This window comes from Gordonia sp. NPDC003504 (assembly GCF_053587995.1).
Map to the genome: position 1 here is coordinate 14,907 of NZ_JBSFPC010000022.1, position 21,422 is coordinate 36,328.

16 protein-coding genes, 2 tRNA genes and 2 pseudogenes are annotated in these 21,422 nt (G+C 68.0%); 14 read left to right on the plus strand and 6 right to left on the minus strand.

The annotated features are described in order from the left end of the window. Positions 1 to 194 precede the first annotated feature (194 nt). From ACWDPV_RS23350 to ACWDPV_RS23375, 6 genes are all read left to right on the plus strand, one after another. Positions 195 to 2,027: a hydroxysqualene dehydroxylase gene (locus ACWDPV_RS23350; protein WP_449744877.1), complete on the plus strand. Its 1,833-nt coding sequence runs from the start codon at positions 195 to 197 to the stop codon at positions 2,025 to 2,027. Positions 2,028 to 2,078: 51 nt separating this feature from the next. Then, the gene (locus ACWDPV_RS23355; RefSeq protein WP_348806334.1) at positions 2,079 to 2,720 is read left to right on the plus strand and encodes a TetR/AcrR family transcriptional regulator; all 642 of its coding nucleotides are present in this window, start codon (positions 2,079 to 2,081) and stop codon (positions 2,718 to 2,720) included. A gap of 46 nt (positions 2,721 to 2,766) precedes the next feature. Then, a complete protein-coding gene (locus tag ACWDPV_RS23360; protein WP_348806255.1) occupies positions 2,767 to 3,075 on the plus strand; it encodes a hypothetical protein in 309 nt (102 codons plus the stop codon). 121 nt (positions 3,076 to 3,196) lie between these two features. Further along, entirely contained in the window at positions 3,197 to 4,450 is a 1,254-nt protein-coding gene (locus ACWDPV_RS23365; protein ID WP_425476196.1) for an NAD(P)/FAD-dependent oxidoreductase, read from the plus strand. Between the two features lie 29 nt (positions 4,451 to 4,479). Further along, a complete protein-coding gene (locus ACWDPV_RS23370) occupies positions 4,480 to 5,691 on the plus strand; it encodes a hypothetical protein (RefSeq protein WP_348806257.1) in 1,212 nt (403 codons plus the stop codon). Next, on the plus strand, positions 5,688 to 6,920 hold the full coding sequence (locus ACWDPV_RS23375; RefSeq protein WP_449744878.1) for a sulfotransferase family protein: 1,233 nt from the start codon (positions 5,688 to 5,690) through the stop codon (positions 6,918 to 6,920). Before ACWDPV_RS23370 ends, ACWDPV_RS23375 begins: the two co-directional genes overlap by 4 nt. Positions 6,921 to 6,923: 3 nt before the next feature. Here ACWDPV_RS23375 and ACWDPV_RS23380 read toward each other — a convergent pair whose 3' ends face one another. After that, positions 6,924 to 7,508: a hypothetical protein gene (locus tag ACWDPV_RS23380; RefSeq protein ID WP_449744879.1), complete on the minus strand. Its 585-nt coding sequence runs from the start codon at positions 7,506 to 7,508 to the stop codon at positions 6,924 to 6,926. A gap of 115 nt (positions 7,509 to 7,623) precedes the next feature. Here ACWDPV_RS23380 and ACWDPV_RS23385 point away from each other — a divergent pair, with 115 nt between their 5' ends. Then, a complete protein-coding gene (locus ACWDPV_RS23385) occupies positions 7,624 to 7,752 on the plus strand; it encodes an Rv1535 domain-containing protein (protein WP_425476195.1) in 129 nt (42 codons plus the stop codon). Positions 7,753 to 7,863: 111 nt separating this feature from the next. On the opposite strand, the pseudogene ACWDPV_RS23390 reads toward ACWDPV_RS23385, so the two are convergent. Both ACWDPV_RS23390 and ACWDPV_RS23395 read right to left on the minus strand, forming a co-directional pair. Continuing rightward, positions 7,864 to 12,138, minus strand: a pseudogene (locus ACWDPV_RS23390) (HAD-IC family P-type ATPase); the annotation flags it as partial. Positions 12,139 to 12,235: 97 nt separating this feature from the next. Further along, complete coding sequence (locus ACWDPV_RS23395; RefSeq protein WP_348806261.1) at positions 12,236 to 13,306, minus strand: magnesium transporter CorA family protein; 1,071 nt, start codon at positions 13,304 to 13,306, stop codon at positions 12,236 to 12,238. 82 nt (positions 13,307 to 13,388) lie between these two features. On the opposite strand from ACWDPV_RS23395, the gene ACWDPV_RS23400 reads away from it, so the two are divergent. Together ACWDPV_RS23400 and ACWDPV_RS23405 are read left to right on the plus strand one after the other, a co-directional pair. After that, positions 13,389 to 14,525, plus strand: coding sequence for an acyltransferase family protein (locus ACWDPV_RS23400; protein WP_449744880.1), 1,137 nt, complete (start codon positions 13,389 to 13,391; stop codon positions 14,523 to 14,525). Positions 14,526 to 14,595: 70 nt separating this feature from the next. Continuing rightward, a complete protein-coding gene (locus ACWDPV_RS23405) occupies positions 14,596 to 15,855 on the plus strand; it encodes a hypothetical protein (protein WP_449744881.1) in 1,260 nt (419 codons plus the stop codon). A gap of 14 nt (positions 15,856 to 15,869) precedes the next feature. Here the strand turns inward: ACWDPV_RS23405 and ACWDPV_RS23410 are convergent, their stop codons facing one another. Further along, positions 15,870 to 16,271, minus strand: a complete 402-nt coding sequence (locus tag ACWDPV_RS23410; protein WP_449744885.1) for an acyl-CoA thioesterase — start codon at positions 16,269 to 16,271, stop codon at positions 15,870 to 15,872. A gap of 292 nt (positions 16,272 to 16,563) precedes the next feature. Here ACWDPV_RS23410 and ACWDPV_RS23415 point away from each other — a divergent pair, with 292 nt between their 5' ends. Beyond that, entirely contained in the window at positions 16,564 to 17,559 is a 996-nt protein-coding gene (locus ACWDPV_RS23415; protein ID WP_449744886.1) for an alpha/beta hydrolase, read from the plus strand. 37 nt (positions 17,560 to 17,596) lie between these two features. Here ACWDPV_RS23415 and ACWDPV_RS23420 read toward each other — a convergent pair. Then, positions 17,597 to 18,270 (minus strand): annotated as a pseudogene (locus ACWDPV_RS23420) (class I SAM-dependent methyltransferase); the annotation flags it as partial. Between ACWDPV_RS23420 and ACWDPV_RS23425 the strand changes: the two are divergent. Then, positions 18,270 to 18,896, plus strand: a complete 627-nt coding sequence (locus ACWDPV_RS23425) for a winged helix-turn-helix transcriptional regulator (RefSeq protein ID WP_449744882.1) — start codon at positions 18,270 to 18,272, stop codon at positions 18,894 to 18,896. The pseudogene ACWDPV_RS23420 and the gene ACWDPV_RS23425 overlap by 1 nt on opposite strands. Positions 18,897 to 18,926: 30 nt before the next feature. Here the strand turns inward: ACWDPV_RS23425 and hisC are convergent, their stop codons facing one another. Further along, the gene (gene hisC, locus ACWDPV_RS23430) at positions 18,927 to 19,994 is read right to left on the minus strand and encodes a histidinol-phosphate transaminase (protein ID WP_449744883.1); all 1,068 of its coding nucleotides are present in this window, start codon (positions 19,992 to 19,994) and stop codon (positions 18,927 to 18,929) included. 157 nt (positions 19,995 to 20,151) lie between these two features. On the opposite strand from hisC, the gene ACWDPV_RS23435 reads away from it, so the two are divergent. From ACWDPV_RS23435 to aqpZ, 3 genes are all read left to right on the plus strand, one after another. Further along, positions 20,152 to 20,240, plus strand: a tRNA-Ser gene (locus ACWDPV_RS23435). 63 nt (positions 20,241 to 20,303) lie between these two features. After that, positions 20,304 to 20,379 (plus strand) — tRNA-Arg (locus tag ACWDPV_RS23440). A gap of 221 nt (positions 20,380 to 20,600) precedes the next feature. Beyond that, complete coding sequence (gene aqpZ, locus ACWDPV_RS23445; RefSeq protein ID WP_449744884.1) at positions 20,601 to 21,380, plus strand: aquaporin Z; 780 nt, start codon at positions 20,601 to 20,603, stop codon at positions 21,378 to 21,380. The last annotated feature ends 42 nt before the right edge of the window (positions 21,381 to 21,422 follow it).

The following is a 21,422-nucleotide window of genomic DNA, read 5'->3' on the forward strand; positions in this document are numbered from 1 at the left end:
TCGGGCCGGTCACCGGGCTGTGCCGGGGATGGGGTGCAGGGACGAATCTGCCATGGGTCCAGTGTGACATCGCCCGGCCCGGCCCATCCGGCGCGAGACACTTCGCCGATTCCGTCCCGCAGGCCTCGGGGTAGTGGTGCACATCACATCAAAAGAGTCAGAGTTGACTGTTCCGAGGTTGGGAGGGCCGTGCCATGTCCGAAGGTGACGAAAGAATCGACGGATCGGGCGGAGGGCCGGGAGTCTCCCGGCGGTCGCTGCTGACCGGCGGTGCCGCCGCCGCGGTGTTGGCCGGGACGGCCGTCGCCATGCCCGGGGTGAGCGTGCCGTCGGCGCGTGCGGTGCCGCCCGCGGCGGGTCGGCGACGCTCGGTGGCGGTGTTCGGCGGCGGCATGGCAGGACTCGCGGCCGCCCACGAACTGATCGAACGCGGCTTCGCGGTCACCGTGTACGAGCCGGCCTACCTCGGTGGCAAGGCCCGCAGTCTCGACGTTCCCGGAACCGCGGCGGGCGGGCGTAAACCGCTTCCCGGCGAACACGGCTTCCGCTTCTTCCCCGGCTGCTATCAGCACGTCACCGAGTCGATGCAACGCATTCCGGTGCCGGGCGGCAACGTCAAGGACCGGCACCTGATCAACGTCGAGACCGCGATCGTCGCCTTCGACGAATCCGGGTACGCGCCGACCGTCGCGCCCGCATCGATCATGGGATCGATCACCCACGCGGGTTCGCTTGCGACACTAGAGAATCTACGCAACGCGCTGACCACCGGACTCAAGTTCGTCGTCGACATCCCGCCACAGGAGTTGGCGTACTTCGTGAACCGCGAACTGATCATCGCCACCAGCAGTGACGAACGCAAGGTGGGCCAGTGGGAGAAACAGTCCTGGGTCCAGTTCGTCAAGGCCGACGGCAAGTCGCCGGCCTACCGCAAGTATCTCGCCGGCGCCCTCACCCGCGCCCTGGTGGCCGCGAAATCCGGCACCGCGTCGGCCCGCACGATCGGCCAGATCGGTTGGGCGCTGGCCGTTTCCGCGACCGGTCTGATCGGCCAGTACGACGCGGGACTCGTCCACGGTGGTGTCGACCGAATCCTCAACGGCCCCACCAATCATGTGTGGATCGATCCGTGGGTCGCGTATCTCCGAGGACGCGGCGTGCGCTTCGAGATGGGTGAGGGCGCCGCGGCATTCGACGTCTCGGGCGGACAGATCGCCGGGGCGCGCACCTCCCGGGGCCGGACGGTGACCGCCGACTGGTACGTCGCGGCCATGCCGATCGACCGGCTCCGACCCCTGCTGACCCCGCAGATCCTCGGTGCCGCACCGGAACTCGGTGGGATTCGTCATCTCGAGGACGACTGGATGGTCGGCATCCAGTACTTCCTGTCCCGCAGGTCGGACCTGCCGCCCGGACACATCGCCTCCCTCGGCACACCCTGGGCGCTCACCGGGTTGTTCCAGGCCGGTCCGTGGAACGTCGACTTCGCCCGGACCTACGGCGACGGCCGCGTGCACGACTGCCTGTCCATCGACATCTCCGATTGGGAGACACCGGGAATCCTGTTCGGCAAGAAGGCAAAACAGTGCACCAGGGACGAGATCGCGAAGGAGGTGTGGTCGCAGATGGCGCGCGCGATGAACTCCGGTTCGCGGCGCATCCTGCGCAGCGAGGACATCGTCACCTGGTCACTCGATCCCGGGATCACCTGGTCACCGACCATCGCCAACGCCACACCACTGATGGTCAACACGGCCGGTTCGCTGCAGCACCGTCCCACCGCAGCCACCTCCATTCCCAACCTGTTCATCGGCGGTGATCATGTGCGCACCAACATCGACCTGGCGACGATGGAGGGGGCCAACGAGGCGGGACGGCGCGCGGCGAATGCGATCCTCGACGCCGCCGACAGCCCGGCCCGCCCCGCTCCGGTGTTCCCGCTGTGGGACCTGCCGATCCTCGACCCGATCAAGGCCGCCGACCGGGACCGCTACCGTGCGGGTCTGCCCCACATTCTCGACTTCTGACGTCTCGGCACCCCGATGGCGGAACCCGGCTCGTAGACTGGCCCGGTGACGATGCGCCCGAGCAGTGCGCTCACCCCGAACAGTGTGCTCACCCCGATGGAGGCACCCCGGCAGCGGCGCAGCGACGAGACCCGCACCCTGATCCTCGACGCGGCACTGCGTGTTCTGGTGGCGCGCGGCTATGCCCACACCAGCACCGTGGCCATCCAGTCCGAGGCGGGCGTGAGCCGCGGCCGGATGCTGCATCATTTCCCGTCCAAGGACGCCCTGCTGACCGCGTCGGTCGGGCATCTCGCGCGGACCCGGATCGCCGAACTGCCCGCACAGATCGACTGGCCCGAGGATCCGGTCGAGCGGATCTCGGCGGCCACCGACCTCGGGTGGTCGACCTTCCATCAGCCGTACTTCGTGGCGTCGATGGAGTTGTGGGTGGCCGCACGCACCAACGAGTCGCTGCGCACGGTCCTGCTGCCGGCCGAGCGGGAGATCGGCCGCACCGTGGCCGCCGTCGTCGCCGACTTCCTCGGCCCCACCCTGACCTCGGCGCCACGCTATCCGGAGCTCTATCCGATCCTGTTCTCCAGCATGAGGGGAGCGGCCACCACCTACCTCATCGACCGGCGCGATCCCACCACAGATCCGCACCTCGCGCTCTGGAAGCGGATGCAGCAGGACTATCTGATCACCGGATGAGTACTGCGCGGCCGGTGTCGCCCGCCCCTTGCGTAGGCTTTCGGCCATGGCTCTCGATCCCACGGTTCCCGCTGTCGCTGTCGGCCTCGTCGGCGGGTACGCCGCCGCCCGCTACACCGGTCGCCGCGAACTGGGCGGCGTGGTTCTCGCGGCCGTCGGCGCGTACTGCACCAACGAATGGCGCTCCCGCGGGCCGGCCGTCGCCGCCGGACTGCTCGGCACCTATCTCGTGGCATTCGGGGCGTCGCACCCGCTGGCCAAGAAGATCGGTGCCTGGCCGTCGGTGTTCACCGTGACCGCCGCGACGAGCGCGGCCACCCTTGCGGTGACCAGCGCGGTTCCCGCCTCCCGCTGACCCCGACCGCGGACAGCCACCGCCTCGCCGGGTTTCTGCCACAATCGGCGGGGTGGGTGTATCCGACTCCGGCCGGCGCGGCCGGCCGCATGTGGTCATCATCGGAGCGGGTTTCGGCGGCATGAACGCCGCCCGGCGTCTGCGCCGAGCCGACGTCTGGGTCACGGTGATCGACCGCGGCACCAGCCATCTGTTCCAGCCGCTGCTCTATCAATGCGCGACCGGACTGCTGTCGGAGGGCTCCATCAGCAGCCCGATCCGGCATCTGCTGCGCCGGCAACGCAACGCCGAGGTGTTCTGCGCCGAGGCGACCGCGGTGGACCCGGCGGCGCGCACCGTCACCGTCACCCGGATGGATTCGACGGTCACCGAGGTCACCTACGACTACCTGGTGGTGGCGGCCGGGATGCGGACGTCGTATCACGGCAACGAGGATCTCATCGAGCACGCCATCGGGATGAAGACGCTCGACGACGCCCTGGCCATCCGCCGACGCATCATGGCCGCCTTCGAGATGGCCGAATCCCTGCCCGACGCCGAGCAGCGTCGTCCGTGGCTGAGTTTCGCCGTCGCCGGCGGTGGTCCGACTGGTGTCGAATTGGCCGGGCAGATACGGGAATTGGCGCACGTCGCACTCGAGAGCGAGTTCCGCAGCATCGACCCCGACGAGGCCCGGGTGATGCTGTTCCACGGCGGTGATCGGGTCCTGCCCTCGTTCAGTCCGACGTTGTCGGCGAAGGCGCAGCGCACCCTCGACCGCCTGGGTGTGGAGACGCACCTCGGCGTGCACGTCACCGATGTGGATGCCGATTCCGTCGAGATCACCGAGAAGGCCACGAAGAAGGTGTGCCGATATGACGCGCGCACCACACTGTGGACCACCGGCGTGGAGGCCGTCCCATTCGCCGGGGCGCTGGCCGACGCGCTCGGCGTCACCACCGACCGGGGCGGCACCATCCCGGTGGGCGACGACCTGTCGGTGCCGGGGCATCCGGAGGTCTTCGTCGTCGGCGACATGAGTTCGTACCAGAAGTTGCCCGGGGTCGCCGAGGTCGCCATGCAGGGCGGGCGGCATGCGGGTGCGGTGATCGCCGGAGTGGTGGCCGGCGACACCGACCGGCCACCCTTCAAGTACCGCGACTTCGGCACCGCCGCATACATTTCCCGCAAGAATGCGATCCTGCAGACCGGGCCGCTGAAGCTGTCCGGGAGCATCGGCTGGTTGGCGTGGGGCGCGATCCACATCGCCTTCCTCGCCGGTGTTCGCAACCGCACCGGAACCGTCGTGACGTGGGCGGCCACCCTGCTCACCGACACCCGACGCGAACGTGCGATCACCTACGGGGATCCGAAGACCGCCCGAAAGTCGTTCTGAGCAGACCGACCTCGCCGTAGGGTGGGCCCATGAACGGCCGCACGCTGGCAACCTCCGCCCTCGATGGATTCCGCCGCGCCCGCATCGCGTGGCTCCGATTTCGTGGCACGACGCCCGACGACGTCGCGCAGGCGCGGGTCGCGTCCGGGCAGGCGTGGGAGGAGTTCTGTGACACGCTGAAATCGGCCGGCGCGTCGATCATGTACCCGGGCACGCCGACCGATCCGCTGACCCAGGCCGAGGGCTACCGCTACCTGTCGCGGCTCACCCGTGCCGGACTCGAGGCCTTCGTCGAGTACGCCGACCCGCGAGCCCCGGTGCTGCGCCGGATGATTCACGAGACCGCCAAGATGGGCTCGGACAATCCCGACAACCACTACCAGAACGCCACCATCGACGGCACGCTCAGCTACCGGATCTCCGGCACCCGTGGCACCGTCGACTACCTCGGCTTCGGCACCCAGGAGGGCAACTACGGACAGGGTGGCCAGATGCCGACCACCGGATACGTGGAGGCCTCGGATCTGGCCATCGGCGCCGACGGTCGGTTCGAGCTGATCGTGAGTGCCGTTGAGCACGAGGGCAATTGGTTGCCGATGACGGAGGCGTCCGGGTTGCTGATCGTGCGGCAGACCTTCGCCGACCGCAACACCGAGACGCCCGCGGACCTGCGCATCGACCTGATCGACGACGCCGCCGAAGGCACCGACGCGAGCCCGCCGGCACCGGCACCGCTGACGGCCGCGCAGCTCGACGCCGGGCTGGGCAAGGCGAGTCTGCTGGTGGCCGGTGCGTCGATGCTGTTCGCCAAGTGGGCACACGACTTCGCCAAGCACACCAACGAACTGCCGATGTTCGACCCGGATCGTTCCACCAAGGCCGGTGGCGATCCGAACATCATCTACTACCACAGCTATTGGCGGCTCGGACCCGACGAGGCGCTGGTCATCGACGCCGAGATCCCCGACTGCGAGGCGTGGAACTTCCAACTCGACAACCACTGGCTGGAGTCGTTGGATTACCGGTACTCCACGATCCACGTCAACAAGCACACCGCTGGCTACCGTCCGGACGGCAGTGTGCGCGTCGTCGTCGCCCACACCGATCCTGGGGTGCCCAATTGGATTCACACCACCGGACATTCGAGTGGCGGCATGACGTTCCGATGGATTCGGGCGACCGATCATCCCCAGCCGCGCACCCGCGTCGTGCCGGTCTCGCAGGTGAGAGATCTTCCGTGACCGACGGTTTCGTTCCCCTACAGCGTTGGCCGATCACCGCACTCAACGCCCTCGGGCGGCGCCTGACCGACCGCGGCCACGGACCGGAACTTTCGGCGGATGCGTTGCGCGCGCGGGCATCCCGGGTCGCCGGACTGCCCTGGCAGGCCGACCCGCTCACCGAGGAAGCCCTCGAGGTGCTGACCCGATCCATCATCGACGAGGCCGACCTCTCCTACTTCGGTGCGCTGGTGATCCGGGCGCGTCTGACCGGCCTGCTCGGCACCCGACTGCGGGTGGCCGAACTCCTCACGCGCCGGCCGGAGATCGCCGACGAACCGATCACCCCACCGATCGTGATCGCCGGACTGCAACGCAGCGGAACGACCATGCTGCACAGGCTGATCGGATCGGACTCCCGGATGCGTGCGGTGCAGTCGTGGGAGGTCGTGCACCTGTTGCCGCACCGGTGGGAACGTCCGGGCCGGCGTCCGTGGATGCGGATCGCACAGACCAAGGCCGCCGAGTGGTCACTGCGCTACCTCAACCCGCAGTTCTTCGCGATCCACGCGGTGGAGGCCGACGGTCCCGAGGAAGATGTTCTGCTGCAAGAGTATTCGTTGCTGTCGCAGGTGCCCGAGGCGATGCTGAACGTGCCGTCGTATGCGCGTTGGCTCGCCGAACAGGACCCGCGACCGTCCTACGATTACCTCAAGCTGTTGCTGCAGGTGCTGGCCCAACAGGATCGCCGACCGCACTGGGTCCTCAAGACTCCGGCTCATCTCGAGCATCTCGACACCCTGCTCGACGTCTTTCCCGAAGCGGTCATCGTAGGCACCCATCGGGATCCGGTCCGCACGACGGCATCCTTCTCCAGCATGCTCGCCCACGGACACTCGATGTTCTCCGATCACGTTGACGCACAAGCGGTTGCGCGGCATTGGCTGCACCGCAACGTCGACATGGCCGAACGGTCCCTCGCCGTGCGCCAACGTCACCCGGACCGATTCGTCGACGTTAACTACGACGACCTCATCGATGACCCGCTGGCGCAGGTCGAACGCATCTACTCCGCAGCGGGCATCGACCTCGGCGCCGACACCCGGGCCGAGATGACGCGGCACCGGGAGTCACACCGCCAGCACTCCCACGGCGTGCACCGGTACTCCCTCGCGGAGTTCGGTCTCACCGACGACGAGGTCGCCGAGGCGTACGCCCACTACCTCGAGGTCATCTTCCCGGACCGGTGAACCTCAGTCGGTGGACTCGGCGGCAGGCGCGGATTTCTTGGCGGCTGTCTTCTTTGCCGCAGTCTTCGTCGCGGCAGTCTTCGTCGCCGCGGTCTTTCGCGCCGGGGTTCTCTTGGCAGCAGCCTTCTTTGCCGGTGCCTTTGCCGGCGCCTGTGCCGCGGTCTTCTTCGCGGGAGCTTTCCTCGCGGTGGTTTTCTTGGCAGGTGCCTTCTTTGCCGGTGCCTTTGTCGCCGCAGCCTTCGTGGCAGCGGTCCTACGGGCCGTAGCCGGTGTCGCAGATGCGGTCTCGAGGCCGTCGGCCACCTCGTCGGCCGCCGGCTCGGTGGTCACCCGCTCGACGATCATCTGCTCGACGATGACCGGCTGGGCCGCGACGAGCGCGGGTTGCGGCGCGGCGGGGGAGGCGCTGACGGCCTTGGCGGTCACCGCGACACCGAGGCCGAGGGCCACCGCAACCGGCCACTCGATGGCCCCGGTCGCGGCCAGCGCACCGAGCACCCCGTAGAACGCCAACTGTTTGGGTTGCGGCACCGCGACCTTGCCGACCAGCGGCAGATTGATCGAGAAGCGACGTGCGTCACGCACCATCTTGGAGACGTCGTTGTGGGTCGCGACGAGGTGACGAACATCGTCGAGGACCGAAGTCCCTTCTTCCGGTTTGCCCCTATCCGTTTCCGTAGGACTTGGGGTAGGCTCACCTGTCATGACGGAGATCACTCGCTCTCTCGGGCCCGATGCCCTGGTCGACTCCGGCGTTCGTCTGCTCACTCCTGCTCTCGAGCACGTCTACGCCGTCCTCGTCCGTGTCGGTGTGCTGAGCATCGACGAGTAGTTTAGGAAGTTCCTCTGCCAGCCGGTCCATGACGCCCGGCATTGTCTTGGCAATGGCAGCGGCCGCGAAGGCCGCAGCGAATGCCTCGCCCCACCCGATGGGTCCCACCGGAGTACAGCCGAACACCTGACTGACGCCCGGGATGCTGATGATTCCCGCCATCACCGCGAAGGTGCCGACGTTCGTCGCGACGACCAACGGCCCGTGCGAATCGCCCAGGGTCTCCATCATCTGGGTCAGCACCAATCCCACCAATCCGATGGTGGCCGCCCGTTCGGGTGTGCCCGTGAGGCGCCCCAGCGTCCAGGCGAGCGTCGCGCCGGTGGTGGTGAAGACGCCACGGACCGCCACCGCACGCCAGATGGTGGCCTCATCGTGACGCCCGGCCACGTCGGGCTCGTTCTGCGGGCTCATCGCCAATGCCGCGGCCGGCAGCGCGTCGGTGAGCATGTTCACCAGCAGCATCTGACGGGCGTTCAGAGCGGGCGATCCGGTCAGCACCGTCGTGATGAGACCGAAGCTGACCTCACCGACGTTGTGCCCGAGTAGGACCGACACCGCCGACTGCACACGCCGCCACAGCTGCTCACCCTCGTCGAGGGCGTCGATGATGGCGCCGATGTCGCCGTCGAGGAGCATCACGTCGGCGGCCATCCGGGCCGGGTCGCTGCCCTTCGACGCCACCCCGATTCCGACCGATGCGGCGCGGATGGCGGCGGCGTCGTTGGCCCCGTCGCCGACCATGCCGGTGATCAGGCCGGCCGATTCCAGTGCCGCGACCACCTGCACCTTGTGTTCGGGTGACATCCGCGCGAAGACCTGGTGGGTGCGGGCGGCCTCGACGCGCGCCGACGCGTCGAGCACGTCCCAGTCCGCCCCGGTCATCACGTGGCCGTCGTCGACGTCGAGACCGAGTTCGCCGGCGACGACCCGCGCGGTCACCGGATGATCACCGGTGATCAGCCGGACTCCGATGTTCCGGGCCTGCAGGTCGGTGAGCAGTTCGCGGGCGCCCTCGCGGGGCGTGTCGCTGAGACCGATCGTGCCGATCAGCCGCAGCTCCGAGGAGCACAGCTCGGCCAGGACGGCGGGATCGGCGGCTGCGGTGGCCTGGGCCGCGGTCAGGGTGCGTTCGGCGACGGTGAGCACGCGTAAACCCTGCAGTGCCATGTCGGCGACGGTGTCGTGCAGGATGTCGCGGTCGGCCGGGTCGAGTGCGCTCACCAGCGCCTCGGGTGCGCCCTTGACCATGAGGCGGCGGCCGATCACGGCGGCCGCGAGTGGTCGGTCGGATTGGAAGGGCAGGAATCCGTCAAGGGTCGCCAACCCGATCCCGGCCTCGGTGGCTGCGCGGTGGATCGCCGCGTCGGTGGCGTGCTCCACCTTGCCTGCGCGGTTGACCAGCATGGTGGCCCCGGCCACCTCGAGGACGTCACGTTCGGTGGCGCCGTCGAGGGCACGCACCGACGTCACCCGCAGACGGTTCTCGCTCAGCGTGCCGGTCTTGTCGAAGCAGACCACGTCCAGCCGGGCGAACGCCTCGATGGCGCGCGGGTTGCGTATGAGCACCGACGACCCGGTGAGCCGTCGCGCCGATGCGGACTGCGCCAGGGTGACGACGAGCGGGAGGCCCTCGGGAACAGCGGCCACACCCACCGAGACGGTGCCGGAGGCGGCCTCGTGGACGGGGGTGCCACGCAACAGACTGAGGGCACCGACCAGGGCTCCGCCGGCCAGGCTCCACGGCAGGGCGCGTTTGGTGATCTCGCCGAGTTGGGCGGCCAGTCCGACGGACTTGGACTGGGCGGGGGAGAGCGCCAACGCGCGGTCGACCTGTGTCGCCCCGTCGGCGGCGGTCACCACCGCGTGGGCCTTGCCGGCCACCATGGTGGTGCCGGCGAACAGCATTCCGGTCCGCTCGGCCAGCGGTGCTCCCGGGGTGTCGGCGGTGTTCTTGGCCACCGGCAGGGACTCGCCGGTCAGCGCCGATTCGTCGACCTCGACGGCGTCGGCGTCGATGATGCGGGCGTCGGCCGGGACCACCTCACCGGAACGGACCTCGATCAGGTCGCCGGGCCGCAGACGTCCGGCGCGCACCTCGTCGTAGTCCGCGGCGCCGAGTGCACCGGCGTATTCGGTCGACGTCAGGCGCCGGGCGAGGGGTTCCTGGACGGCCAGCATCGACCGCAGGAGGCGCTCGGCATGCAGCGATTGCTGGGCCGAGATCGCGGTGTTCAGCAGCAACACGCCCGACACCATCACCGCGTCGAGCGGTGAGCCGAGCAGCGCGCTGGCGGCCGCGCCGGTGGTCAGGATCGGGGTGATCGGATCGGCGAGATCGTCGCGCATCGTGTCGGTGAAGTCGCGCACCCGTCGCCATGCGCCGCTGATCGTGGTCCAGGGAATCCGGATCGGTGGTGACGAGGTGACCCGGTTGGTCAGGCTGGTGTCGATCGGCTCGGGGGCCGGCATCGGCAACAGCGCGCGCACCTCGTCGATCGGCATCGCATGCCAGTCATGCCCCGAATCCGGTTGCGGCAGTTGCTCGTCGAAGACCTCACGGCCCACCGAGAATCCGGACCAGAACGCGTACATCGCCGAGACATTGGCCGAATCGGGCCCGTACCCGGGAACACTGGGGATCAGCATGAGCGTGCCGAGCAGCGACGCGCCCGTGGACAACGCCTTTCCGTGTTGCGCAGCCTCACGGGCCGCGGGCAGGGCGTGCAGCACGCGCCAGGCCGCGCCCAGGTCGGGGACCAGGATGTCGGCCGACCAGCTCGGTGAGTCCACCCGGTCCATCAGGCCGACCGAGAGGTGAGCGGCGTGCGCCGCGTCGTCGGCACCCCGGCAGATGAGTGCGACGCGCGCGCCGTCGGCGCGTAACCGTTCCACCGCGTCGAACAGATCCTGATCGGGGTCCTTGCCGTCGGGTAGGAGTTCGTCGAATCCCTGTCGCAGCGAATGCAATCCGTCATTGGCGAAGGTGATCACGCGAACCTCGGCCCGGCGTGCCTCCATCAACAGCGCCGAGGCCATCGGCTGCCGGATCGGGCTGATGAGCGCCGACGCATCGGGCGCGTCGTCGACGTGGTGCGCCAACGGATTCCAGCCGGGCTCGAGGATGCCCTCGTCGAAGGCCTTGGTGGCGGCCTTCCAGACGCGGGAACGGTCGTCGTGATCGACCCCGGTGATCTGGGTGACGGCGAGTTCGTCGGTGAACAGCACCCGCGGGTCGACCACGAGGGTGTCGATGTCCTCGAGGCGACGCAGGACGCGCGGGTTCATCACCAGGGCGCCGTGGCGAAGGTGCAGCCCCCGCGACAGGGCGGCGGCGAACGACTCGCGCACGGCCCGTGCGGCTTTCGGGGCGGAGACCAGGGTGGCGTCGGCGGCGGTGCGCAGTCCGTCGGCGAGGGCGAGGATCCCGGAGCCACCCAGGCCGACATTCATCGAGATCTCATCGAACCGGGACCCGTGGCGTGTGTGCCGACCCGCCGGGCCCGCCCGCAGCGGTGCCACCACATCGACCTTGCGTGCCTGGCCGGCGAGAACGGTGGCATGTTGCGCCCAGGCGCGGCGCGCGTTGAATGCCTCGGCGCTCTGCACCGCGCGGGCGGTCGCGGTGACAAGGACGGACATCGGGGCCGCTGTGACGATGCCGGTCACCGATTGGAATGACGAGAGGAGCAGGTCCGCGCCCTCGGCGCCGAGGCGATCCTCGACCATGCCGCGCAGGCGGGGGTGATTGTTGAGCAGGGTTGCCGGGACGGCGGCGACATCGGAGACCACCGGCAGCGGCAGGAAGCGGTACACGGCCGCCGAGACGAGCGCGGTGCCCGCGACACCCAACCCGATCAGATCGGCCGCGATGACATTGTCGTCGCCCGGCAGCGGAGCCAAGGCGGGGGGTGTGGCCTCGCGTGGGGCCCGGCGTTCGGCGTCGGCGATCACCGCCGCCAGGTCCGCAGCCGACGGCCCGCCCGCGGCGACGGTGACCATCACCCGCGACAGCGGCCCGTTGACGTGGACGTCGGTGACGCCGGGGGTGGCGTCGAGTGCGATGGCGACGGCCTCGGCGAGGGCGTCGAAATCGGTGTCGAGGCCGCGGACCTCGATCCAATGCACGTCACCGTTGCTGGTGATCCGGCGTGCGGGGGTGCCCCCGAAGGCCTCGGCGATCATCCCCGCGGATGCGGACGCCGTGGTCTGCGCCATCGAGGTGACGTCGGCAGCGATCGAGGACAGCGTTGCCCGGGTGGTGTCCTCGGCCCAGCGTCCGGCTCGCACCGCCGACTCACCGCCGACGAGGGCGGCACCGACAGCGATCTGAACCGCCTTGATCGGAACGGAAAAAAGCGACATTGCGCGGCCTCCAATCCGCATTCAACTTTACCCAAGTCACCTCGTATCCCCGGGCCGGCCCGAGGGACTGTGGTGCCAACCGGGGCCGGGGTCGTCGACCGCGGATGTGGCCGGAGCGCTACAGCCAGTCGCGCCGTCGGAAACCCACGTAGAGCGCGACGACCACGACGAGGATCACCAGCGTGCTCACCAGGAAACCGGTGAATGTCTGGAACAACGGGAAATCCAGATTCTGGCCGTAATACCCGGTGATGGCCGTCGGCACCGCCACGATCCCGGCCCACGCGGTGAGCTTCTTCATCACCGTGTTCAGACGCGCGTCGGCCAGCGACAGATTGGTCTCGAAGATGGTGGTCACCATGTCACGCAACGACTCCGTCCACTCCGCGGCGCGCAAGGCGTGGTCATAGAGGTCGGAGAAGTGCGGATCGAGTTCCGGTGGGGCCTGATTCTCGAATCGTCGACGTTGAATGCCGGCGATCACCTCACGCATCGGCACCACCACGCGCCGCAGCAGGACGAGATCCTTGCGCAGATCGAAGGTCCGTCGTTGCAGATCGTGGGAACGCATCGTGTCGTCGAACAGGGACTCCTCGAGGTCCTCGATGTCGGAGTCGAGTCGCTGCACCGCGTCGAAATGGCCGTCGACGACGACGTCGAGCAGGCCGTGCAGCAACGCGCCGATCCCGTATTGCTCACCGCCGACCTCCTCCCACCGGGTGGCCACCTGGCCCATGTCGAAGCCCGGTGAGAGCCGGACGGTGATCAGCGCATTCTCCTTGAGGAAGATCGAAATCCGTTGCAGGGTGAACGTTTTGGCGCGCCACGCGAAGGGGGAGTGGTGGTCGGGGGAGCCGGCGACCGCGTCACGCGGCGGCGGTACCGTGCCCGGCTCGCGTTCGGAGATCGCGTAGACGGTCATGAAGGTGTAGTTGCGGTAGTTGACGGTCTTGACGCGTTCGGCGGCGGCGATGGTGTCCTCGATGGCGAACTTGTTGAGGTCGAGTTCGTCGGCGAGTGCGGTCAGCGTCTCGTGTGAGGGGCAGTCCAGGTCGGCCCAGATGAGGGTGTTCTCGCAGCGGAGGTGCTCGGAGATGCTCGCCAGATCGAAGCCGTCGACCTTGTGTCCGTCGCGCCAGATCTGACCGCGGATGACCTCGTGGTGGCCGGAGTCCGGCGTGGCCGACATGGTGTCATCGTGCCATCTCCCCGGTACCTCATCTCCCACGGCTGTGGTGGCCGAGCGTTTCGCCCCTGGCAGGATCGGGCGCATGGCCTCGCGTGTCCCCTCGCTCACCGGTGTGCGTACCGTGGCCGCGGTGTCGGTCGTGGTGACCCATGCGGCGTTCTGGACCGGTCACTACACCGACGACGTGGTGGGACGGCTGTTCGCGCGGTTCGAGGTCGGGGTGGCGATCTTCTTCGTGCTGTCCGGATTCCTGCTGTTCTCCCCGTGGGTGCGCGCGGCCCGCTCATCGACGGAGACACCGGCGCTCGGGCGATACTTCTGGCATCGGGCACGACGCATCCTGCCCGCGTACTGGATCACCGTCATCGGCGTGTATCTGATCTACGCCCTCGCGCCACCGGCCGGTGAGCCGTCGCTGACCGGTGCCGGCTGGTCGGGGTTCCTGCGCAACATGACGCTGACGCAGGTCTACGGTCTCGGGTACCTGCATTCGGGGCTCACCCAGATGTGGAGTCTGGCCGCCGAGGTCGTCTACTACCTGGTGCTGCCGCTGATCGGCTGGGTGCTGGTGGTCGGCGTCGGATGGCTGACCGGGGCGCCCGGCCGGTGGCGGCCCGATCTGCTGCTGGCCGGTCTGTCGGCGCTGCTGCTGGTCAGTCCGGTCTGGATCGTCATCGTCGCCGGCAGCACCGGGCTGAGTCCGACGGCGCGGCTGTGGGCGCCGTCGTTCTTCGGATGGTTCGTGGCGGGAATGATCCTCGCGGTGTGCGCGCCGATGATCCGGCGGTCCCACGCCACCGGCTGGGTGCTCGCGGCGGTGGTGGCCTTCGTGGTGTCGGCGGGCGAGATCGCCGGTGAACCGACCATCACGCCGACCACCGCGTCGGCGACGATCGTCAAACACGTGCTGTATCTGATCGTCGCGGTCGGCCTGATAGTGCCGTTGACCTGCGCCGATCAGCGGTCCTGGTGGGCGCGGGTGTGTGCGAGCCGGCCGATGGTGTTCCTCGGCGAGATCTCCTACGAACTGTTCTGCGTGCACGTCATCGTGCTCGAGGTGGTGATGGCGGTGCTGGGGTACCGGGTGTTCACCGGGAATCTGGTGATCGCGTTGCTGATCACCGTGGTGATCAGCACGCTGCTCGCCTGGGTGTTGCATCGGGTGACCCGGCCGCTGTGGCGGGCGCGAACGCCCGGTTCCGTCGCAACCCGCCGGTAGCATGGATGCATACGGTCGCCGCCGTTTCTCACCGGCGCATTCGACCACGTCAGGAAAGGAGCCGGGAACGATGATCGACGACGCCCATCGGCCTGCTCAACGCCCCGGTGCCCGCCACCTCAGCGGACCGACCGGCGCCGAGATCCGCGAGTGGTGTGATCGCGCGGCCATGCCCGGCGACCGACCGGAGCTCTCCGACGTGGCCGCGGTCCTCGTCGCGTCCGGATACCTCACCCCCGCCGGTCGTGCGATCGTCATCCGCCGTGTCTCCACCGGTCTGCCGATGCCCACGCTGCCCGGCGGTTTCGGGGAGCTGCGCCGCCTGCAACGCACGATCGTGCAGACCGAGCAGCAGTTGTCCGGGGCGATGATGCCCAGTGTGGTGGCCGCGGTGTTCCGCAACCGATTGTCGGGGCTGGCGCGTCGCCGCGATGAGGCCCACAAGGCCATCGTCACCGGCAAGGGCGTGTTCGCCGGGAGCACCCGGGCGATCCGCCGGGAGCGCCGGGAGAACATCTACCTCGAGATCGAGGAGCGGGAGCGCCTGTTCGCCGGGTTGTTGTGTACGCCGACCCCCAACGTGGGAACACTGCGGGCGGTGCGGCGGGCCGGGACGGCCGCGGTGGACCTCATCGCCGGCGTCGTCGGACAGGTCGCGGCCCGCTCGGGTAAGCGGCAGGTGGAGCAGTGGGCCGATCAGGTCACCGCGTCGATGCCCCGAACGGCACCCGCGGCACAGAATCAGGTGCCGGCCGCACCCGGGTCGTCGAACTTCGTCGACGGATACGAGGCACTGCTGTTCATCGCCGGTCACTACTACGACCGCATCATGATGAATCCGGCGTGGCGCTCGGATCACTTTGCGGTGCAACGCACCCAGGTGAATCTGCACGCCGAGCTCGTCGAGATCGCCGCCGACATCATCGCGCTGCGCGCCGTCCGGGTCGAGCTCGATCGGGCCAAACGCAGCGGCGGATTCGATGCGGCGTTCGCCGAGCAACTCGATCGTCGGGAGACGACGCTGCGCCCGGTGTGGACCGAATTGATCGGCCGCGTGCAGGCATTGTCCGAGGTGGCCCACGTCGTGGAGTCGGCCGCCGTCGAACTGCGTATCCTCGCCGAGTACGACCGGGCCGCCACCCTCGACGACCGGATCGATGAACTCGTTGCCCGCTCGGGTGATCGGGAGATCTCGATGGACAATGCCAAACGGCTCTCCGAACAGGTACGCAGCGGCGAGGAACAACTGCGCATCTACCGAGACGTGTTGGCGGGCAACATTGCTCGGCTGTCGGTGGGTCAGGAACTGCCGGCGCGGTACGAACCGTAGTCGCCTCGGGTGCCTCAGCGTGACCAGGCCGTGAGGTACCCCTTTTCGGTGGTGGTGAGTCGGCGCAGGCTGTGCTTCTCGATGTCCACCACGGCCATCTGGGTGCTCGCGACGCAGGCCGGTTTCGACGCCGGATCGGCGTCGGCGCCCCGGATCTCGTAGCCGATGGTGAAGTCGACCGAGCGAAAACCCTTGATCCACATCCCGATTGCCAGCGGCGAATCGTCGTGGCGGAGTTGGCTCTGATAGCGGATCTCCACGTGCACGATCATCGCGCTCTTGATCAGCGGGGTGTACTCCTCACCCGCGGACAGCAACCACTGGATGCGAGCCTCCTCCATGAGGGTGACCATGCGCGCGTGGTTGATGTGACCAAAGGCATCCATATCCGACCAGCGGACCGGAATCGTTGCCAGAAATGCGAATTCGCCTGCGGTGAGGCGGCCGCCGGGAGCGGCGCCGGCAGGGTCCGTGTTGCCGCTCTCACCTGCGGTGTTTGCTGCCCTGCGGGTGGGCTTTGTGGTACTCACGCGTGTGTGCTCCTGAATGCAATCTGTGAAGTACTCGTCGAGGGTTCACGTGATGGTCACCCGTGCGTATCCTTTCAGGCTGAGACTGTTGGTGATGAGTCTGGGGGAGACGTCAACACCCCGCGTCGGTGGTTCATCGTCCGGAATTCGCCGGATCAAGTGGAGCGGAATGGTGATGATGGCAAGGCGTATGGCTGTGCTGGCGGCGTCGGTGTTCGGCGTCGTCGCCCTCGGCATGGGTGTTGCCGCGCCCGTCGCCGACGCGGCCCCTCGACAGGTGGCCCGCATCGTCACCACCACCCCGGTGAGCGTCCTGCGCACCGACATCTGGGTCGACTCGCCGTCGATGAACGAGCGCGTGAAGGTGTCGGTGCTGACCCCCGAGGGGGCGTCGGGTCCGCGTCCCACCGTGTACATGCTCGACGGCGCCGGTGCCGAGGGTGGCGTCAGCGACTGGATCACCAAGGGTCATGCCGGACGATTCTTCGCCGACAAGAACGTCAACGTCGTGCTTCCCGTCGGTGGAGCCGGAACCTTCTACACCGACTGGCAGCGGACCGACCCGAAACTCGGCAAGCCGATGTGGGAGACCTTCCTCACCAAGGAATTGCCCCCGCTGATCGATTCGACCTTCAACGGCAGCGGCCGCAACGCCGTGATCGGTCTGTCGATGGGTGGTCAGGCCGCCTTCGCGCTCGCCATCCGTCATCCCGACCTCTACTCCGGGCTGGCCTCGCTCAGCGGTTGCCCGCCGGTGTCGGGGGCGGCGAATGAGGCCTACGTCCGCACCACCGTCGGCCGCGACGGCGGGGACGCCACCAACATGTGGGGGCCGTTCGGCTCGGCGGGGTGGCAGGCCCACGACCCGTCGCTGCATCTCGATGCCCTGCGCGGCAAGAACATCTTCATCTCCGCCGGGTCCGGAGCGATCGGGCCGCTCGACCTGCAGCGCCGGATCGAACCCGACGAGGGCCCGCCCGAGGCGGTGACCGCGTCGTCGTCGGCGCTCGAGGTCGGCGCCTACCGCTGTTCACTCGAGTTCGCCCTGGATATGCGTACCCACGGCGTCGCCTACACCGACGGCTTCCGGCTCATCGGCACCCACACCTGGGCCTACTGGGAGCGGGACCTGCCGGCCGCCTGGAACACGGTGTCGCGCGGGCTGTACTACTGACCCGTTCCACTGCTGAGCCCGGCGGCCGGTCCGGCTCTCACGCGACGGTTGCCGTCACCAGCAGATACTCCCAGCTCATGGACGGCCGGTGATGGACCTGTCGGCCAGTGCCGCGAGTGCATCGTCGAGTTCCGCGGTCCGGGTGGCGTCGTCGGCGACCGTCCGGTACGCCGCGATGGTCGGGCCGTAGCGGGCCTTGAAGAAGTCACGGAACGTCGCACCGTCGGTGAACTGCGTGATGTCGACGGACGCGGTGTGCGTCTCGAGGTCGGCGACGGATGTGCCGAACAGTGCGCGCACGTGGTCGGCGTCGCCCCAGCGGATACCCGGCTGGGTGCCGGGCGGTGGCGTCGGCGCGTAGGGCTTCAGTTGTGCGAACAGTTGCCCGATGAATCCGGACGGGGTCCAGTTGATGAGCCCGATGCGGCCGCCGGGCCGGGTGACCCGGACGAGTTCGTCGGCGCAGCGCTGGTGGTGCGGGGCGAACATCACACCCACGCAGGACGCCGCGACATCAAAGGCGTCGTCGGCGAAGGGGAGGTCCTCGGCGTCGGCGGTGCGCCAGACGATGTCGTCTCCGGTGGCGAGTGCCTCGCCGACCGTGAGCAGTTCCGGCGTCAGATCGGTGGCGACGACTCGCGCACCTGTCGTCGCTGCCGGGATCGCGACATTCCCGGCGCCCGCGGCGACGTCGATGACGCGCTCGCCGGTTGCTCGACGAGCGATGGACGATACTCGTCATCCGCGAACTCCTCTTGGGCAGCAGACATTTCAATGAGTTGAGACGGGGCGTGCCGAAGATGTCGCCGGCATTGCTGACCAAACGGCTTCGGGGACTCGAGCGGGTCGGGGTGGTGCATCGAGCCGAGGTCGGTGGCCGCAGTGTCTACACGCTCACCGAGATGGACGAAGAACTCTCCGGGGTTGTGAATGCGCTGAGCGCGTGGGGAATCCGCTGGATCGGCGAACTCGGCGACGCCGATCTCGATCCGCATCTGCTGCTGTGGGACATGCGTCGCACGATCTCACCGGAGCGGTGGCCACGTCGACGGACCACGGTCGTCATCAGCTTCAGGGACCTCGTCGGTAAGGCGTCGTCGTGGTGGCTGGTGGTCGACGACGACGTCGAGGTGTGCGACTTCGATCCGGGCTTCGACGTGGATGCCTCGATCCGCACCGATCTGCGAACCCTCACCGAGTTGTGGCGCGGAGATGCGAATTGGGCAACCATGCTCAGGGACAATCGAATTCGCATCGGCGGTGCGACCGAGGTGAGGCGCACGATACCGGCGCTGGTCGGGCAGGGCACCTCGGCCGCGATCGCGCGTCCGGCCTGATGCCGACGACGTCGACGCCTCCCGATGTCGTCAGCGGCCCTTGCGGATCCAGCCCTCGGCGAAGGTCAGGAAACGGTCGTTCTCCTCGGCGTGGGTGACCGTCACCCGCACTCCGTCGCCGGCGAAGGGGCGCACGACCACGCCGCCACCCACGGCGGCGGTGGCGAAGTCGATGGCGCGTTCGCCGAGGTCGAGCCAGACGAAATTCGCCTGCGAATCGGGCACCCGATAGCCCGCGACGCGAAGCCGGTCGGTCACCCGGGTCCGTTCGGCGACGACGTCGTCGGTGCGGGCGAGCAGTTCGTCACCGGCCTGTAGACACGCGATGGCGGCTGCCTGAGCGACGCTGTTCACCGAGAACGGGACATGGGCCTTGCCCAGCGCGGTGATCACCGCGGGATCGGCTACGGCGTAGCCGACGCGCAGGCCGGCCAGTCCGTAAGCCTTCGAAAAGGTACGCAACACAACCAGATTGGTGAACTCGCGATGCAACTCAAGGGCGTCGTACCGGTGCTCGACGTCCAGGCGCATGTATTCGAAGTACGCCTCGTCGAGGGCGACGATCACGTCGTCGGGCACCGAGCGCAGGAACGTACGCAGGTCGTCGGCGGTCACGACGGTGCCCGTCGGGTTGTTGGGATTGCACACGAAGATCAGCCGGGTGCGGTCGGTGATCGCCCGCGCCATCGCGGCCAGGTCGTAGACGTCGTCGCCGGTCAGCGGCACCTGCACCGGTGTGGCGCCGACGAGACGGGTGGCCAGCGGATACGTCTCGAAGGACCGCCACCCGAACACCACCTCGTCACCCGGCCGGCACGTCACCAGGATGAGGTTCTGGCACAGGATGACCGACCCGCAGCCGACCTGGATCTCCTCGGGACTCACGTCGAGATTCTTCGACAGGGCCTCGGTGAGATCGACCATCGCGTTGTCGGGATAGCGGTTCGCATTCGACGCGGCCGTTGTGATCGCGGCGAGGACCGACGGGAGCGGTCCCTGGGTGACCTCGTTGCTGGCAAGTTTGACCGCGTCCGGAAACGTCTTGCCGGGAACGTAGACCGGCAGGTCGTCGAGGTCTTCTCGGATGCGCATGCTCACCGCTCCACTGTAGGTGTCCGACGGTGCGTGACCACGTTCGGGGCGCGCGGGCCCGTCGGGCCGGAAACGGTGCCCGCAGCCCGCTGACCGCGCGGTTTGCTTCTGTGGGCAACCGGTGTGTAATCTTTCGATCCGGCAGTTCGAAAGGACTCCGTCAGGAGGCGTGCCAGAGCGGCCGAATGGGACTCACTGCTAATGAGTTGTCTCGCTAAAACGGGACCGGAGGTTCAAATCCTCTCGCCTCCGCCGACCGCAGTCGCGCCGACCGCGGTGACAGTCTCTCGTAGACTGTGACAACTGAATAGCTACGCGCCCGTAGCTCAACGGATAGAGCATCTGACTACGGATCAGAAGGTTTGGGGTTCGAATCCCTACGGGCGCACCACATCCCGCCCTCGGTTCATACCGGGGGCGGGTTTTTCTTGCGCCGGCCGACGATGTGCGACCCACGGCGTGATTCTCGCCGGCCGGTCTCCGCCGGGTCTCGTGACGGTCACCGTTCGGCCGCAAAGGTAGACCCTACTCGGTGATTGCTGTCCACTTGTGGTGCTGATGTTACTGATGTGACCATGATCATTCTCGTCCGTCTGCTCTGGGAGGTCGCCCATGATTCCCGCTCCCATCACCAAATACCTCGCCGAACTATTCGGCACCTTCTGGCTCGTCTTCGGCGGTTGCGGCACCGCGATCTACGCCGCCAAACAGGTCGCCGAGGGCGACGACAAGGGCACGCTCATCCAGGTCGGCGTCGGCTACCTCGGTGTCGCCACAGCCTTCGGGTTGACGGTCGTGACCATGGCGTACGCGCTCGCCCATATTTCCGGAGCGCACTTCAACCCGGCCATCTCCCTCGGCGCGGCGGTCAGCGGACGGTTGGCCTGGAAGGACCTGCCGGGCTACTGGATCGCGCAGGTCGCCGGTGGCCTGCTCGCCGGACTCATGCTGTTCGTCATCGCCTCGGGCCAACCGGGATGGACGGCGACGGGCAGCATGGCGGCGAACGGGTACGGTGACCACAGTCCCGGCCATTACACCCTCGCCTCGGTCATCATCGCCGAGATCCTGCTGACGGCCTTCTTCCTCATCGTGGTGCTCGGTGCCACCGATGGCCGTGCACCCGGCGGGTTCGGACCCCTGGCCATCGGTTTCACTCTGATCCTGATCCACCTGATCTCGATCCCGATCAGTAACACCTCGGTCAATCCGGCGCGCTCGACCGGAGTCGCCTTCTTCAACGGCGACGGAGCCCCGGGCCAGCTGTGGGTGTTCTGGCTGGCGCCACTGATCGGTGGAGCGATCGGCGGCCTGATCTATCCGCTGCTCTTCGAAGACGGAAAGTTCAAGTACGGATCGTCGTCTCCTGCCGACGAGACCGCTGCGGCCTGACTCCTGCGTTTCTGAACCGACCGGCCGCCCGGACCCCCCGGG

Excerpts from the sequence above, each read along its gene's own strand:
- ACWDPV_RS23350 (WP_449744877.1), top strand. The coding sequence starts at position 195 with ATGTCCGAAGGTGACGAAAGAATCGACGGATCGGGCGGAGGGCCGGGA.
- ACWDPV_RS23355 (WP_348806334.1), top strand. The coding sequence starts at position 2,079 with ATGCGCCCGAGCAGTGCGCTCACCCCGAACAGTGTGCTCACCCCGATG.
- ACWDPV_RS23360 (WP_348806255.1), top strand. The coding sequence starts at position 2,767 with ATGGCTCTCGATCCCACGGTTCCCGCTGTCGCTGTCGGCCTCGTCGGC.
- ACWDPV_RS23365 (WP_425476196.1), top strand. The coding sequence starts at position 3,197 with ATGAACGCCGCCCGGCGTCTGCGCCGAGCCGACGTCTGGGTCACGGTG.
- ACWDPV_RS23370 (WP_348806257.1), top strand. The coding sequence starts at position 4,480 with ATGAACGGCCGCACGCTGGCAACCTCCGCCCTCGATGGATTCCGCCGC.
- ACWDPV_RS23380 (WP_449744879.1), bottom strand. The coding sequence starts at position 7,508 with ATGGTGCGTGACGCACGTCGCTTCTCGATCAATCTGCCGCTGGTCGGC.
- ACWDPV_RS23385 (WP_425476195.1), top strand. The coding sequence starts at position 7,624 with ATGACGGAGATCACTCGCTCTCTCGGGCCCGATGCCCTGGTCGACTCC.
- ACWDPV_RS23395 (WP_348806261.1), bottom strand. The coding sequence starts at position 13,306 with ATGTCGGCCACGCCGGACTCCGGCCACCACGAGGTCATCCGCGGTCAG.
- ACWDPV_RS23400 (WP_449744880.1), top strand. The coding sequence starts at position 13,389 with ATGGCCTCGCGTGTCCCCTCGCTCACCGGTGTGCGTACCGTGGCCGCG.
- ACWDPV_RS23405 (WP_449744881.1), top strand. The coding sequence starts at position 14,596 with ATGATCGACGACGCCCATCGGCCTGCTCAACGCCCCGGTGCCCGCCAC.
- ACWDPV_RS23415 (WP_449744886.1), top strand. The coding sequence starts at position 16,564 with ATGGCAAGGCGTATGGCTGTGCTGGCGGCGTCGGTGTTCGGCGTCGTC.
- aqpZ (WP_449744884.1), top strand. The coding sequence starts at position 20,601 with ATGATTCCCGCTCCCATCACCAAATACCTCGCCGAACTATTCGGCACC.